The sequence below is a fragment of the Jiangella rhizosphaerae genome (assembly GCF_003579925.1).
GTDB classification, from domain to species: Bacteria; Actinomycetota; Actinomycetes; order Jiangellales; family Jiangellaceae; genus Jiangella; species Jiangella rhizosphaerae.
On record NZ_QUAL01000078.1, the window covers coordinates 1 to 14,441 of the forward strand.

The window sequence follows — 14,441 nt, forward strand, 5'->3', positions numbered from 1 at the left end:
GGACGGCCGTCGTCCCGGCCGCCACCGCGACGGCAGTGCCGCCGGCGGCCGCCAGCCGGACCACCGTCCGCCGCCGGCGCGCCTGCCGGAGGACGGCGTCGGCCAGTCCGGCCCGCGGCGGGACCCGCCCGGCGAGATCGTCCAGCGCGTCGCGCACCTGGTCTTCGAGCGTCATGCTGATGCCTCCTCGGGAGTGGGCAGAGCGGCACCGGCGGCCAGCTCTGGTGCGAGCACGCGTACCCGGGCCAGCGCCCGGGCGGTCTGGCTGCGGACCGTGCCGACGGAGCAGCCCATGATCTCGGCCACCTCCCGCTCGGGCAGGTCCTCGTAGAACCTGAGCACCAGGACGGCCCGCTGCCGGGCGGTCAGCCGGAGCAGCACCTGGCGTAGGTCGAGGCGATCGTCGACCTGACCGGCGCCGTCGCCGACCGAGCGGTCGGGCAGGTCGGCGACCGTGTCCTCGCGGACGATCTTCCGGCGACGCCAGCGGCTGGCGTGGTCGTGGTAGATCGTGCGCCGGACGTACGCCTCCGGGTTGTCGACCTTGTGCCAGCGGCGGACCAGCTTGACCAGCGCGCCCTGGACGAGGTCCTCGGCCAGGTGAAGGTCACCGGTCAGCGCGTAGGCGGTACGCCGCAGCGCCAACGAGCGGGACTCCACGAACTCCCGGAACTCGCTCTCGGCTCGAGAATCCATCTCGTCCCTCTCGTCGGCGCCGCTTCCTCACTCACAGACGCACGAGCATGGGCCCACTATGTCAGTCGCGGTGGTCGTCCTTGTCGTCATCGTGGTCGTCGTCGTGACGGTCGTCGTCGTCGCGGTCGTCGTCGCGGTCGTCGCGGTCGTCGCGGTCGTCGTCGACGTCGACCCGGGTGATCTCGCCGGAGACCGCGTCCACCCGCACGTCGTGCTCGACGCCGTCGAGGTGGACCTCGACCTTCCACTCCAGCCGGCCGTGCTCCCACTCGCGCTCGACCTCGGTGACCGTGCCGCCGCCGACGTGCGCCAGCGCGATCTGCTCGGCCTCGCCGCTGCCCATCTCGTCGCCGCTGGGCGCGGCGGGCGCGCTGGTGGCCGAGTCGTCCGGCGACGGCATGGACGACGGGCTGTCGTCCGGGGTCGGCGCCGTGGTGGCCGAGTCGTCCGGCGTGAGGTCGCTGAGCGACGGGTTGTCGTCGGTGGTGACCGACGTCCGCTGCCGGTCGTCGCCGTCGTCGGTGCTGACGGCGTAGGCGACGCCGCCGGTGATGAGCAGGGCGGCCGCGGCAGCGGCGGCGGGGATCAGACGGTTGCGGTTCATGATGGCGTCCTTCCGTATCGGTGCGATGCCACCACGTTCCCGCCGTCCGCCCTAGCGCCGCGCTGAGCGGCGGTTAACGCCGGGCTAAGCCCCACGCTCGCGCTCCCCGCCCCCGCCCCGCCAAGTTGATCTTGGAGTTGTTCGGCAATTGCCGGGCGAAATGCCCGATAGATACCCGAACAACTCCAAGATCAACGGGGGCCGGGGCCGAGGTCGACGACGACGGTGAGGCCGCGCCCGGGCGGGCTGTCCAGCCGGACGCCGCCGCCGGACTGTTCCGCCGTCCGCCGGACGATGTCCAGGCCCAGGCCGCTCGACCCGGACCCGCTGACGCCTCGGCGCAGGACCCCGGTGGTCTGGCCGGACGGGAGTCCGGGCCCCTGGTCGGCGACGACGAGCCGGGCGCCGCCGCCGTCACGGGGCTCCAGCCGCACCGCGAACGCCGTCCCGTTCGGGGTGTGGGCGAAGACGTTGCCGAGCAGCGCGTCGACGCACGCCTCCAGGTCGCCGCGGGCCAGCGGGACGGGCAGCGGGCCGGGCGCGACGTCCACCGTCAGCTCGCGGTCGGTGTCCTCGGCGAGCACCGCCCAGAACGCCGCCCGCTCGCGGACCACGTCGGCCGCGTCCGTCGTCACCGCCCCCGGTGCGGTGCCGCGCCGGCGCGCCTGCTGGATGACGTCGGTGACCGCCCGGTCGACGGCGTCGACGTCGGCCACGATGCGGTCGGACTGCTCGCCGGCGGGCAGCGCCTCGGCGTCCATCCGCAGCGTCGTCAGCGGGGTGCGGACGCGGTGCGAGAGGTCGGCGATGGTCTCGCGCTCCTCGCGCAACAGGTCGGTGATGCGGCCGGCCAGACCGTTCAGCGCCGTCGCGACGACGCCCAGCTCGCCCGGCGCGGACGGGTCGGCGCGCGCGTCCAGCTCACCGCGTCCGAGCCGGTGCGACACCGCCGCGAGATCCGTGGCGCCGCGCACCAGCCGCCGTCCGAGCCGGTCGGCGACGAGGAGTCCGACCAGCAGCAACGCGACGCCCAACCCCGTCAGCGCCAGCCAGGCGCGGGCGACGCCCTGCCGCAGCTCCGCGTCAGGGACGAACGTGCGGATGACGCCGTTGCCACCGGCCCCGCCGACGGCGAACACGATCTCGCGGCCGCCGGCGGCCTCGGCCGAGGCGCTGGAGCCGCGCTCGGCCAGTTCGACCAGCGGCGACCGGTCCGCCTCGGCGCCGAGCCGCTCGCCGCCGGGCAGGAACACCGTCACGTCGAACCGGGACGTCGCGTCGACCTGGTCAACGGCACGCGCCAGCGACTCCCCCTCCGCCGTCGCGACCAGTGCGGTCAGCGCCTGAGCCTCGACGGTGGCCGCCTGCACCGCGCGGTCGGCGGCGACGTTGCGGACCAGCAGTGCCAGCGGCACGAGGAACGCCACCAGGACCAGCGTCGTGGTGGCGGCGACGAGGACGAGAAGCCTGCGACGCACCTCTTCACCTCTCCCTCGGGGGCCTCGCGGCCGTCCTCACCACGTCACTCCTCCGGCGCGGCCAGCCGCACGCCGACGCCGCGGACGGCGTGCACATAGCGCGGCTCCTGGGCGGTCTCGCCGAGCTTGCGTCGCAGCCAGGACAGGTGGACGTCGACGGTCTTGTCCGCGCCGCCGTACGGGAGCTGCCAGACCTCCGTCAGCAGCTCGCGCTTGCTGACGACCTCGCCGGCGCGCGCGGCCAGGTAGTGCAGCAGGTCGAACTCGCGCGGCGTCAACTCGAGCCTGGTGTCGTCGAGGGTGGCCTCGCGCGAGCGTGGATCGACCCGCAGCCCGCCGACGGTGACCGCCTGGTCGCGCTGCTCCTCGCCGCCACGCCTGAGGACCGCGCGGATGCGGGCGTCGAGCTGGGCGACGCCGAACGGCTTCGTCACGTAGTCGTCCGCACCGGCGTCGAGGACGGCGACCACCTCGCTCTCGTCGTCGCGCGCGGTGGCGACGATGACCGGCACGTCGCTGACGCCGCGGAGCATGCGCAGCATGGCGGTGCCGTCGAGATCGGGCAGCCCCAGATCGAGCACCACGACGTCCGGGCGGTCGCCGACCGCCTGCTCCAGACCGGCCATCGCCGTCGGCGCCGACCGGACCGCGTGGCCGCGCTCGGTCAGCCCGCGGATCAGCGCGGACCGGATCGTCGCATCGTCCTCGACGACGAGTACCTGGGCCATGCGGTCGACACTAGGGCACGACGGCTCGCGGGCCGGCGGGTTCGCCGCTCGCCGGGCGTCCCTTGAGGTTGGCTTAGCCGTCCCTTAACCCGGCCGGCGGGCATAGTGGAGCGGTGACCAGTTCGCGGATCATGCGTGTCGGGACCGTGGTGCTGCTGTGGCTCGCCGCCGCGGCCGGCGCCACGGCGGTCGGCATGGCCGCGGTCGGCATGATCGGCAGCGACATCTTCGGGTCCTCCCAGGAGCCGCTCACCCAGGCCGAGGTCGAGCAGCGCCTGGCCTCCCCCGCGGCGACGACCGACCCCACGGGCTCGCCGTCGGCTTCCCCGTCGCCGGCTGACCCGCCGCCACCGTCGCCGTCGCCCAGCTCGACCAGCTCGACCGCTCCCCCGGTCGCCGCCGAGCGCACCATCAACGCCAACGGCGCCGGCACCGTCACCGCCCGCTGCGGCTCCGACGGCGTGACTGTCGAGGTGCTCTACGCGGCCCCCGCACAGGGCTTCGAGGTCGACGCGGACGACGACGAGGACGACGACCACCCCCAGATCAAGTTCGAGAACGACGCCATCGAGGTCGAGGTCCGCCTCCGCTGCGTCGACGGCGTGGTCACCGACGAGATCCAGCAGAAGACCGAGGACTGAGGCGGCTCCCCCGGGCCGGCACGGACCGCGCGGGGCCGTCAGGTCAGTACGCGATAGGTCAGGTGCGTCACCAGGCTCGCGGCCCGCGACTTCACCTGCTCGAGCCGCAGCGACGGGACGCCCTCGAACAGCCGCGTACCGGCGCCGAGCGTGAACGGCACGACGTGCAGCCGCAGCTCGTCGACGAGGCCCGCGGCGAGGTACTGGTTGATGGTGCTCGCGCCGCCCGCGAGCGTGACGTCGCCGTCGCCGGCCGCCTCGCGTGCCTGCGCCAGCGCCGACTCGATGCCGTCGGTGACGAAGTGGTAGGTCGTGCCGCCCTCCATCGGCTGCGGTTCTCGCGCATGGTGAGTGAGCACGAAGACCGGAGCGTGGAACGGCGGGTCGTCGCCCCACCAGCCGTTCCACGGCCGATCCCACCCGCCGCGCACCGGCCCGAACATGTTGCGCCCCATGACGTACGCGCCGGCGGCCGCGAACTGGTCGCGCTCGGCCCGGTTCTCCTCCGGCGTGTCGAACATCCAGGCGTGCAGCCTGCTGCCCCAGCCGTCGCCGCCGTCGGTGCCGAACGGGCGTTCCTCGGTCTGGTCGAGCCCGGCCGAGTAGCCGTCCACCGAGATGGAGAGCTCGCCGATCACCTTGCCCATGCCTGCCTCCTCGCCCCTGGCGATCCGTTGGTGCGATGCGGCGTCGGACCTCGGCGTCGCGTGACCGGGCCAGCCTAGGAGCCTGCGGCTTCATTCCTGCTTCATGACCGGCACTCGCCGCTCGCTGCGGAAGACGATCCGTCCCGTCTCCAGCGCCGTGGGGATCTCCTCGCTGAGGTGGTGCGGCAGCAGGACCACGTCGGCGAGCCCGGACAGAGGTATCCAGGCGAGCTCCTGGTGGTCCTCACGGAACTCCCGGACGATCGCCTCGGGCACGGTCTCGCCCGGCTGGAGTCCGCCGCCGATCGGGCTCCACCGCCCGGCACCGACGAGGGACTCCACGAGGACATGGCCGTCGCGGACGAGAAGGCCGGCACACCGAACCCGCACGCCTTGGTCCGTCACCGATCATCTCCCGCTTGCGACTCGATCCGCGAGGCCACTGCCAGCACGTCGCGCATCCTCGCGGCGAGCTGGACGGACGCCTCGATCTCGACCCGGCGGATCGACACGCTCTCGACGTTGAACCCGAACGGCATCCCCAGCCGGCGGCAGAAGGTGGCCAGCTCGACGGCGGTCGCCAGCGACTGCTCGCACGAGGCGTCGAGGGTGTCGTCGGCGTTCCGCAGATCGTTCTGGACCCAGCGCGGGACATCGACCCCGAGCCACTGCAGGAACCGCATGGTCTTCATCGAGCCGCACACCGAGAACGTGAAGATCACCGGTACGGGTGAGATCCCACGCTCGACGCACGCGTAGTGGTAGTCCGACACGACATCCTTCGCCGCGTTCACGTCGTACACCACCTGGGTGACGAAGAACGAGCAGCCGTTGTCCTGCTTGTCGATGAGCCGCGCGTGCTCGTCGCCGCGCCGCCGATGACGCTCGGGGATGGCGACGCCTCCGAGGAGAAGGTCGGGGCGGGTCTCGCTTCGCAGTGCGTAGGCTCGCCGCAGGGAGGTCGCGACCGTCTTGTCGCGCGACGACGCTCCGACGAAGACGGACAGCAGGCGGTCGGAGTCCAGGCCGCCCAGCCACGAACGAAGCTCGTTCTCGGGGTACTTGCCGATGGCTCGGTAGACCAGAACGGGCAGCTCCCACTTCGCCAGGTTCTTCCGCGCATAGTCCGCCGGGTCCATCGTCGGGAGGAAGGGGAACGGGCGTTGCTCGGGATTGCGGTCACTCTCGTCGTCGATGTCGTACAGGATCAGGCCGTCGAGGTCCACGGGCTCCAGCCGCTGGAGCGTGACGTCGGCGATCCGCTGCGCCTCGTCGGGTGAGGTCGCCAGCCGTGGCGGCACCAGGGAGAAGAACATGAACTCGCCTTCGCGGTCCACGATGCGTCGCTGCAGATCCACGTACTCTCCTCACGTCACCCGCTTGTGCCTCGCCGGCACGTCCAGCGCAGTCGACGGTACTCGTGCGGGGGGGCGGCCGGCCCGGCCCGTTCGCGCCGGCGGAAACCAGGTGACCTCGGCGAACCATCGTGGGTACGGTCGGGCGATGCCCGAGCTGAAGCGGTTGCACGCCGGTCATGCCCCGGCGGTGCTGGCCTTCGAGCTGGCGAACCGCGCCTACTTCGCCGCCTCGATCTCTGACCGCGGCGACGACTACTTCGACCAGTTCATCGACCGGTTCGCCGCCTTGCTGGCCGAGCAGGAGGCCGGCATCTGCGCCTTCTACGTCCTCGTCGACGAGGACGGCTCGGTGCTGGGCCGGTTCAATCTCGTCGACATCGAGAACCGCGGTGCGGAGCTCGGCTACCGGGTCGCGCAGCGGGTGGCCGGCCGTGGCGTGGCGACCGCGAACGTCCGGGAGCTGTGCCGGCTGGCGCCGGTCCAGCACGGGCTGCGCACCCTGCGCGCGGCGGCCTCCCGTCAGAACGTCGCGTCCCAGAGAGTGCTGACGAAGGCCGGGTTCGTCCCCGTCGGCCCGGCCGACCCCGCCCACCTCGGCGGCGAGCCGGGCACGTGGTATCAGCGAAACCTCGTGCGCCAGCCGTAGAGCACGGCGGCCACCTCAGCCCTCGGCGGCCGGATCAGCGATGCCCTGGGCCCGTCCGTCGTCGTCGGGAAGTCTCCCGTGGAGATCATCGCTGATGAGCTGGGCCATCCGGTTGGCGCATGCGTCGGAACGCGCCGCCGACTCGTGAACGCTGGCGAGGATCGGTTCTGGCTCGACGTTCTGAGCCATCCGTCCCAGGGCGTCTGCGTTGAGCGAGGCGTCAGCACGCATGGCATCCACGAACCGCCTCGCTGCGGCATAGACGGTGCCCGACGCGTACGCCACCATCCGCGCGTCGAGGTCGGCCGGGAAATGCAGCTTCGCGCTGAATTCCCGCAGGCTCGGCGCGTCCGTCGTGATGGCGGTGATCCGAGCGCGCTGCTCAGCAGCCCAGTTCAGCAGGGCGACGTACGTCTCGGCGCGTTGATGCCAGAGCCGGTCCTCATTCGCGATGCGCCGCTGAGCCGCCAGCGTCTCACGTGCCGTCCTGGCGGCGGTCCTCGCACTCACTACCGGGGTCACGATTCCGATCACGAGCGCAACGCCTGCTGCGACATACGGTGCGGCCGTTGCCCACACCGATTGGCCGTCGTTCGCGGCAACGAGGAGTCCGTTGATCACCCGGCACAGTGTGCACCTGGCCGCCGGAAAGCTCTAGCGCACTACATGTTGATCATGTGACCGGAGATGCCGTGGATCGCCTCCTTGACGGCCTCAGACAGCGTCGGGTGGGCGTGGACGTTGCGGGCGACCTCGTCCGCCGTCAGGTCCCAGAGCTGGGCGAGGGTGAGCTCGGGCAGCAGCTCCGTCACGTCCGGGCCGATCATGTGGGCGCCGAGGAGCTCGTTGTGGGCGGCGTCGGCGACGATCTTGACGAAGCCGACGGGGTCGCCGAGGCCGTGCGCCTTGCCGTTGGCCATGAAGGGGAACTTCGAGACCTTGACCTCGTGGCCGAGCTTGCGCGCCTGCTCCTCGGTGTAGCCGAAGCTGGCCACCTGCGGCTGGCAGTACGTCGCGCGCGGGATCATGTCGTAGTCGACGGGCATGGTCTCGGCGCCGGCGATGGTCTCGGCCGCGATGATCGCCATGGCCTCGGCCGCGTGCGCCAGCAGCAGCTTGCCGGTGACGTCGCCGATGGCGAAGATGCTGGGCACGTTGGTGCGCAGGTACTCGTCGACCTCGATGGCGCCGCGCTCGGTCAGGCGCACGCCGGTCTTGTCGAGGCCGTAGCCGTCGACGCGCGGGGCGAAGCCGATGGCCTGCAGCACCTTGTCGGCCTCGAGAACCTCCTGCTTGTCGCCGGAGGTCACCGTCACGCGGACCTTGTCGCCGGTGTCGTCGATGCTGTCGACCCGCGTCGAGGTGCGCACGTCGACGCCGAGCTTCTTGTACTGGCGGGCGAGCTCCTTGGAGACGTCGGGGTCCTCCAGCGGCAGCATGCGCTCGAGGAACTCGACGATGGTGACCTGGACGCCGTAGTTGGCCATGACGTAGCCGAACTCGACGCCGATGGCGCCGGCGCCGGCGATGATGATGCTCTGCGGCAGCTCGCTCTCGAGGATCTGCTCTTCGTAGGTGACGACGCGCTCGCTCAGCTCGGTGCCGGGCAGCAGCCGGGTCGTCGCGCCGGCGGCGATGATGCAGTGCTCGAACGTCACCGTCTCGTTGCCGCCGTCGTTCAGGCGGACGTCGAGGGTGTTGGCGTCGGTGAACGTGCCCCACCCGTCGAACTCGGTGATCTTGTTCTTCTTCATGAGGTAGTGCACGCCCTTGACGCGGCCGTCGGCCACGGTGCGGCTGCGCTCGTACGCCTTCGAGTAGTCGGCCTTGACCTCGCCCTCGAAGACCAGCCCGAAGGTGTCGGCCTCGTTCTTGACGATGTGGGCGAGCTCGGCGTTGCGCAGCAGCGCCTTGCTGGGGATGCAGCCCACGTTGAGGCAGACGCCGCCCCAGTACTTGGACTCCACGACGGCGACGGACTTGCCCAGCTGGGCCGCGCGGACGGCCGCGGTGTACCCGCCCGGGCCGGCGCCCAGGACGACGACATCGAAGTGCGCACTCATGATGGACAGCCTAGATGCCTCGCCGCGCTGCGATGACACAGTCATGAAGCCGATGTGAATCCACCTCGGAGTTCACTGCGTGGTTGTGAACGACACCACGCGGGCCGACCTCGAGCGGCTGCAGATCCAGGTCGGCCGGATCATCGGCGACCTCAAGGCCGCGCTCGACGCGCCGTTGTCGATCATGGCGTCCGGGGAGGCGTGGACCGGCAGCCGGGCCGACAGCTTCGGCCAGTCGATGGAGATCCACAAGAGCGTGCTGCAGAAGGGCGCCGATGCCGTCGACGGCGACATCGAGGCCGCCGTGGCCGCGGCTCCCGCGGAGGAGCCGCCGGCATGACGTTCTCCTCCGTCTCGGTGACCGGCCTCGAGGACCTCGTGGCCAAGCTGCAGATCGCGCTCCGGGAGATCGACGACTTCATCGGTTTCACGACCGAGCGCTCGGTCCGGGCGGACATGAACCGGCTCGACGTCACGTCGGCGGGCTTCCAGGATCTCGAGATCGTCTACGAGTGGGTCGACTCGGCGCTGCAGGAGACCCAGCGCCGGCTGGGTCTGGCCCGGGCGATGCAGCGCCAGCATCCGAACGCGCCGATGGTGCGGATCGAGGAGAACGAGGTCACCGACCTCGACCCGGCGCTGGCCGAGCGTCAGGGCCGCGACCTCGCGATCCGGTTCGAACAGGCCGGAGGCGTGGACGGCGACTTCGCGGCGCTCATGCAGGAGTTCGAGGCGCTCGCCTACGACCCGGACGCGATGGCCGGGTTCTACGCCGAGCTCGGCCCGGAGATGGCGGCCAGGTTCGCCGCGGCCCTGGGCATGCCGGAGTCGGGCGTCGGCGAGAACGCGCAGCGCTACCTCGAGCTGATGAGCATCGGCCTGGGCTCGGCCCTGATGGACGCGACGCCGCCTGACGGGCTGGGCGCCTTCCAGAACGAGTTCGGCGAGGCGACCGACGACCCGAAGGTCGCCTGGGGCCGGTTGGCGCTGCTGCAGTATGGCGACTTCTCCGGGTCGCGGGCCTTCGCGGAGCGGACGGTGAACGGCACGGCACTCGATGCCTTCGTCGCCGGCGGGCACGAGCCGGGCAACATCGCCGCTCAATCGCTGACGTCTGACCGGACCAGCGTCGGGCTCCCGTCCGACATCGCGGCGTTGGCGTTCCGCACGCTGTCCCGCGACCCCGAGCTCAGCCGCTTGGTGTTCCAGACCCACGACATGGAGCAGCTCGTCGACCAGGTCGACTTGACCGGTATGTCGCCGCCGGACCGGCACGACGTGCCCGAGATGTTCGGTCTGGCCATCGAGGCCGGTGTCGGCGCGGACGGCGATCCGCCCCGTACGGAGCACTCGCCGGAGGAGAACCTCCTCGCGTTCCAGTTCATCTCCGCCGTCGGCCGGCACAAGGAGCTGCCGCCGACGCTCGGCAACTCGCTCGCCCGGATCGGTGCCGCGTATGTCGACGAGATCGTCGCCGGCTCGTACATCGACGGCGGTGAGCGGCCGGGGCGCCGCGAGCCGTCCATGACAGGGGCGCCGCCGGACTTCCCCGCTGACGCCGGCCTGTCGCCGTCGTTCTACCTCAGCCCGGACGTCGTCTACCGGTTCATGGCCGGCTTCCAGGACACCCTCGAGACGGCCAAACCGTTCGACGACGCCATGGGCCGGCTCATGGACGAGCAACTCGACGCGGCGATGCAGGCCGACTGGGCGACCAACCCGCCGGGCACCCGCACCCAGGACCTCCTGAGGCTGTTCGGCGCGACGGCCTCGTTGAACTTCGAGGCACGACGGCGGCACGCCGCCGACTGGGACGCCACCGAACGGGGCATCCGGCAGGCGTTCACCGACTTCTACACCGGCGGCGCCGGCCTGATTCCGACGAACGCAGCACTGCACGTGCCGTACTGGCTGTTCCAGCTGATCGGCGGCAAGCTCCTGGGGAATTGGGTCGACGACGTGCACACGGAGGAGGGCGTCGTCGCAGAGAACATAGAGGCCAAGCACATGCAGTGGTACCTGATCGCGGAGCGGTTGGTCCGCAACGGTGTCGGCGCGGAGGCGCTCGCGTCCCTGCCTCCGGAGTTGAGGACTGAGGACGGTCTGCTGCGACCGATGGAGGAGATCTTCGGCGACACCGCCCTCGCGGACGAGTTCTACGACTGGGTCAACGCGCAGAGCGGTTATCCGGCGAACCCCCTGAACGAAGGGGTGGACGCCGGCCAGCAGGCCTGGAACGACGGCGCCATGGAGGCCCAGGACTGGGTGGCGTACCTCGAGCCGGAGCCGGAGAACTGAGACGATCCGCCGGCGTCAGAACAGCCGGGACGTCGGGTCGTCGACACCGCGGAGGGCGTCGTAGTCGACGGTGACGCAGGTGATGCCACGGTCGACGGCGAGGGTGCGGGCCTGCGGCTTGATCTCCTGCGCCGCGAACACCCCGCGCACCGGGGCCAGCAGCGGATCGCGGTTGAGCAGGTCGAGGTACCGCGTGAGCTGCTCGACGCCGTCGATCTCGCCGCGCCGCTTCACCTCGACGGCGACGGCGACGCCCTCATGGTCGCGGCAGAGGAGGTCGACCGGACCGATCGGCGTCGGGTACTCGCGGCGCACCAGCCGCCAGCCGGCGCCGAACGTCTCGACCTGCTCGGCCAGCAGCACCTGCAGGTGCGCCTCGACGCCGTCCTTGACCAGTCCCGGATCGACGCCGAGGTCGTGGCTGGAGTCGTGCAGGATCTCGTGCACGCTGATCACCAGGCGGTCGTCGGTCTTGCCGTTCTGCACCGTCCACACCGCGGTGACGCCGTCGCCCGTCGCGTCCTCGCCCGGATCGCTGACGGTGAGCGTGCAGGGCGGGCTCATCCAGTTCAGCGGCTTGTACGAGCCGCCGTCGGAGTGCACGAGCACACTGCCGTCGGCCTTCACCATGATGACGCGCGTGGCGAGCGGGAGGTGGGCGGTCAGCCGCCCGGCGTAGTCGACCTGACAACGAGCGATGACGATCCTCACCGCCCGAACTCTAGACGGCGTAGCGTGCGGAGCACACGCACATCGAGGTGCGGAGGCGGGCATGCAGCGGATGGTGCTGATCGCGATGGGTCTCGTCCTGCTGGTCGTCGCCGGCGTGGCCGGTGTGGTCGTCCAGCGGCAGGGCGAGCGGATCGACGAGTTGGAGGCGGCCGTCAGCGACCTGCTGACGACGCGGGCCGACGACGCCGGCGACCGGGCGGGCGTCGACGACGCGGCTCGGCTGGACGAGATCGAGCGGCAGCTCGGCTTCGACGCGCCGTCGTGGCCGGCCGAAGCCGTCGACGAACGCATCACGCAGCTGGAGTGGGACCTCGGCCTGATCTGCGCCTACCTGCACCGCACCGGCGCCGAGGTGTTGTGCTGACGACGCTCAGCCGGTGAGCGCCGCGGCGAGGGCGTCGCGCTGCGACCGGAACCAGTCGTGGCTGCGGCGGATGTGGTCGCCGGCGCCGTCGGCCCACATGCGCGCCCAGCCGCCGCCGTCGGTCTCGGCCCGATGCTTCATGACGTGCCAGGCGCGGGTGAACCGGCGGTCGGCGACGTCGAGCAGAGCGGCGCGCTGAGCGGCGTCCAGCCCGTAGGCGTCGGCGAAGATCCGCATCCGGCGACCCGCGTCGGCGTCGCGCAGCGCCGGGTCGCGGTCGGCCGGTGCGGCCAGCGGCGCCCAGTACCGCAGCGTCGTGACGGCGTCGAGCAGTCGCGTGGCCGGCCCCGCGAGGTCGAAGTCGATGATCCCGACCGGCCGGCCGTCGACGAAGATCGTGTTCTCGAAGGTGATGTCGTTGTGCCCGACGACGTCCGCGGCGCCGTCGTACGCGGGCGGAACGCCGGGCAGCTCGACCGGCGCCGGCCAGCTCACCCCGTCCGGCGGCACGAACCCGGCCGAGCAGTCGTGCAGGCGGCGCTGGATGACGGCGATCTCGCGCAGCGCCTCCTCGGTGACGGCCCACGGCGCCAGCGGCCGGCCGCCCATCTCGCCGTCGATGTAGGTGAGGATCTCGCGGCCCTGGTCGTCGAGGCCGAGGAAGCGCGGCGCGTATGGGAAGCCCGCCCGCTCCAGGTGCCGGAGGTAGGCGTGGACGGCGGCCGCGCCCGGCGCCGGGTGCCGCCGGACGGTGCGGCCGACCCGGACGACGCCGTCGCTGACGTCACCGCCGAGCAGGGGGATCTCCGCTACGTCGTCCAGGAACGCGTCGACGGCGGCGCGGAACTCGGCCGGCCGCTCGGCCCACGGGTAGTGGCCGCACTCCTCGACGACGGCGAGCCGCCCGGCGGGGAACCGCTCGGCCAGCGCGGCGACCGGCGCGAACCCCGTCATGGCGTCGTCGGCGCCGGCGACCACGAGGACCGGCGCCGTGACGGACGCGAGCCGATCGGCGAGGTCGGCGGGCGGGTCGAGGCTGAAGTAGGCGCGGTTGGCGGGCAGGTCGTAGCGGCCCGCGGCGGCGTGCTCTCGCTCGGCCGCACCCCAGTGCGCGTAGCTGGACGGCGCGACCAGCCGCTGCCAGGCGTTGAAACCCTCGTCGTCGAGGACGGCGGGCCCGGCGCTCAGCGCCGCCCACGCGTCGTCGAAGACCGGTCCGTCGCCGCGGCGGCGGGCGGCGAGACGCTCGGCGATGCGTTCGGCGTCGGGTTCGGCGTCGACGAGGTGCGTGGACGGCGGCGTGATGAGCAGCAGCGCCGCGACGCGCGCCGGATACTGGACGGCGTACGCGACGGCCAGCCGGGTGCCGGCCGAGTGCCCGGCGACCAGCAGGCGGTCCTGCCCGAGTTGCCGGCGCAGCGCGTCGAGGTCGGCGGCCTGCCGCCAGTACGAGCCCGCCTCCGGCGCGTCCGGGGCCGGCGACTCGCCGACGCCGCGCAGGTGCGGGATGACCAGCGGGTGCCGGTCGGCCAGCCCGGCGAGATCGCCCAGGTAGACCGGGTGCCGGGCCGCCCCGCCGGCGAGGACGACGACGGGCGGGCCGGCGGCGGCCGGTCCGGCCAGCTCGTCGTAGTGCAGGGACGTGTCGTCATCGGCGCGGTAGGCGGGCACGGCGCAGGACGCTACCGCGTCGCACGCCGATCGTCCTCGCTCGCGGCAGCGGCACCTCACTCGCGAGGAGTCCGCATGGGCCGGAGTTCCGGCCGCCGTCCGGCTCCGCCGCGGGTGAGGTGGCGCCGTCGCGGGCGACGGCGCGGCCGGCGGGCGCCGGAGCAGCCCGCCCGGTCAGCGCCCTCGCGACGCCCTGATCGCCGCGCTGGAGGTCTGCGGTCCGATCGGACGGCAGAGTTCCGCCGCGCGCTGGAGGTCTGCGGTCCCATCGGACAGCAGAGCCCACCACGCGCTGAAGCTCTGCGGCCCCATCAGACAGCAGAGCCCACCACGCGCTGAAGCTCTGCGGCCCCATCAGACAGCAGAGCTCCAGCGTCCGGTGCGGTCCCGGACGAGGCGGGGTGACGGCGGCAGTAACGGGATGGCGGGGGCGACTGGCGACGGCGCGACAGGCGGCGGGCAGCGGGCGGCGGGCGATCGCCGACGGCGGCAGGCCGCGCGCGCAGCGGGCGGGC

Annotated in this window: 16 protein-coding genes; 5 read left to right on the top strand and 11 right to left on the bottom strand. The window is 72.1% G+C overall.

From position 1 onward, the window contains the following. Positions 1 to 171: 171 nt before the first annotated feature. From DY240_RS08915 to DY240_RS08930, 4 genes are all read right to left on the bottom strand, one after another. Entirely contained in the window at positions 172 to 696 is a 525-nt protein-coding gene (locus tag DY240_RS08915; protein ID WP_119659584.1) for a SigE family RNA polymerase sigma factor, read from the bottom strand. Between the two features lie 61 nt (positions 697 to 757). Beyond that, positions 758 to 1,300 carry a PepSY domain-containing protein gene (locus DY240_RS08920; protein ID WP_119659585.1) on the bottom strand — a complete coding sequence of 181 codons (543 nt, stop codon included), beginning with the start codon at positions 1,298 to 1,300 and terminating at the stop codon, positions 758 to 760. A 191-nt stretch (positions 1,301 to 1,491) separates the two neighbouring features. Then, positions 1,492 to 2,778, bottom strand: a complete 1,287-nt coding sequence (locus tag DY240_RS08925; protein ID WP_119659586.1) for a sensor histidine kinase — start codon at positions 2,776 to 2,778, stop codon at positions 1,492 to 1,494. Positions 2,779 to 2,822: 44 nt separating this feature from the next. Further along, complete coding sequence (locus DY240_RS08930; RefSeq protein WP_119659587.1) at positions 2,823 to 3,506, bottom strand: response regulator transcription factor; 684 nt, start codon at positions 3,504 to 3,506, stop codon at positions 2,823 to 2,825. A gap of 113 nt (positions 3,507 to 3,619) precedes the next feature. On the opposite strand from DY240_RS08930, the gene DY240_RS08935 reads away from it, so the two are divergent. Continuing rightward, positions 3,620 to 4,147, top strand: coding sequence for a hypothetical protein (locus tag DY240_RS08935; protein ID WP_119659588.1), 528 nt, complete (start codon positions 3,620 to 3,622; stop codon positions 4,145 to 4,147). A gap of 38 nt (positions 4,148 to 4,185) precedes the next feature. Here the strand turns inward: DY240_RS08935 and DY240_RS08940 are convergent, their stop codons facing one another. From DY240_RS08940 to DY240_RS08950, 3 genes are all read right to left on the bottom strand, one after another. Continuing rightward, positions 4,186 to 4,794, bottom strand: a complete 609-nt coding sequence (locus DY240_RS08940) for a dihydrofolate reductase family protein (RefSeq protein ID WP_119659589.1) — start codon at positions 4,792 to 4,794, stop codon at positions 4,186 to 4,188. Between the two features lie 90 nt (positions 4,795 to 4,884). After that, positions 4,885 to 5,199, bottom strand: coding sequence for an NUDIX domain-containing protein (locus DY240_RS08945; protein WP_119659590.1), 315 nt, complete (start codon positions 5,197 to 5,199; stop codon positions 4,885 to 4,887). Next, complete coding sequence (locus DY240_RS08950; protein ID WP_233552665.1) at positions 5,196 to 6,152, bottom strand: methylenetetrahydrofolate reductase; 957 nt, start codon at positions 6,150 to 6,152, stop codon at positions 5,196 to 5,198. The genes DY240_RS08945 and DY240_RS08950 overlap by 4 nt, the downstream gene beginning before the upstream one ends. A gap of 145 nt (positions 6,153 to 6,297) precedes the next feature. Between DY240_RS08950 and DY240_RS08955 the strand changes: the two genes are divergently transcribed. Continuing rightward, on the top strand, positions 6,298 to 6,798 hold the full coding sequence (locus tag DY240_RS08955; protein WP_119659591.1) for a GNAT family N-acetyltransferase: 501 nt from the start codon (positions 6,298 to 6,300) through the stop codon (positions 6,796 to 6,798). 15 nt (positions 6,799 to 6,813) lie between these two features. Here the strand turns inward: DY240_RS08955 and DY240_RS08960 are convergent, their stop codons facing one another. Continuing rightward, positions 6,814 to 7,419: a hypothetical protein gene (locus DY240_RS08960; protein ID WP_147375251.1), complete on the bottom strand. Its 606-nt coding sequence runs from the start codon at positions 7,417 to 7,419 to the stop codon at positions 6,814 to 6,816. 41 nt (positions 7,420 to 7,460) lie between these two features. Next, complete coding sequence (gene lpdA, locus DY240_RS08965) at positions 7,461 to 8,861, bottom strand: dihydrolipoyl dehydrogenase (RefSeq protein WP_119659593.1); 1,401 nt, start codon at positions 8,859 to 8,861, stop codon at positions 7,461 to 7,463. Between the two features lie 85 nt (positions 8,862 to 8,946). On the opposite strand from lpdA, the gene DY240_RS32755 reads away from it, so the two are divergent. Together DY240_RS32755 and DY240_RS08970 are read left to right on the top strand one after the other, a co-directional pair. Further along, entirely contained in the window at positions 8,947 to 9,201 is a 255-nt protein-coding gene (locus tag DY240_RS32755) for a hypothetical protein (RefSeq protein ID WP_199701122.1), read from the top strand. Then, on the top strand, positions 9,198 to 11,159 hold the full coding sequence (locus tag DY240_RS08970; RefSeq protein WP_199701123.1) for a hypothetical protein: 1,962 nt from the start codon (positions 9,198 to 9,200) through the stop codon (positions 11,157 to 11,159). The genes DY240_RS32755 and DY240_RS08970 overlap by 4 nt, the downstream gene beginning before the upstream one ends. 15 nt (positions 11,160 to 11,174) lie before the next feature. Here the strand turns inward: DY240_RS08970 and nucS are convergent, their stop codons facing one another. Further along, positions 11,175 to 11,870, bottom strand: coding sequence for an endonuclease NucS (gene nucS, locus DY240_RS08975; RefSeq protein WP_119659595.1), 696 nt, complete (start codon positions 11,868 to 11,870; stop codon positions 11,175 to 11,177). Positions 11,871 to 11,931: 61 nt separating this feature from the next. Between nucS and DY240_RS08980 the strand changes: the two genes are divergently transcribed. Further along, the gene (locus tag DY240_RS08980; RefSeq protein ID WP_119659596.1) at positions 11,932 to 12,255 is read left to right on the top strand and encodes a hypothetical protein; all 324 of its coding nucleotides are present in this window, start codon (positions 11,932 to 11,934) and stop codon (positions 12,253 to 12,255) included. 6 nt (positions 12,256 to 12,261) lie between these two features. On the opposite strand, the gene DY240_RS32760 is transcribed toward DY240_RS08980, so the two are convergent. Then, positions 12,262 to 13,926 (bottom strand): alpha/beta fold hydrolase, encoded by a 1,665-nt coding sequence (locus DY240_RS32760; protein WP_199701125.1) that lies wholly within the window; start codon positions 13,924 to 13,926, stop codon positions 12,262 to 12,264. Between the last annotated feature and the right edge of the window lie 515 nt (positions 13,927 to 14,441).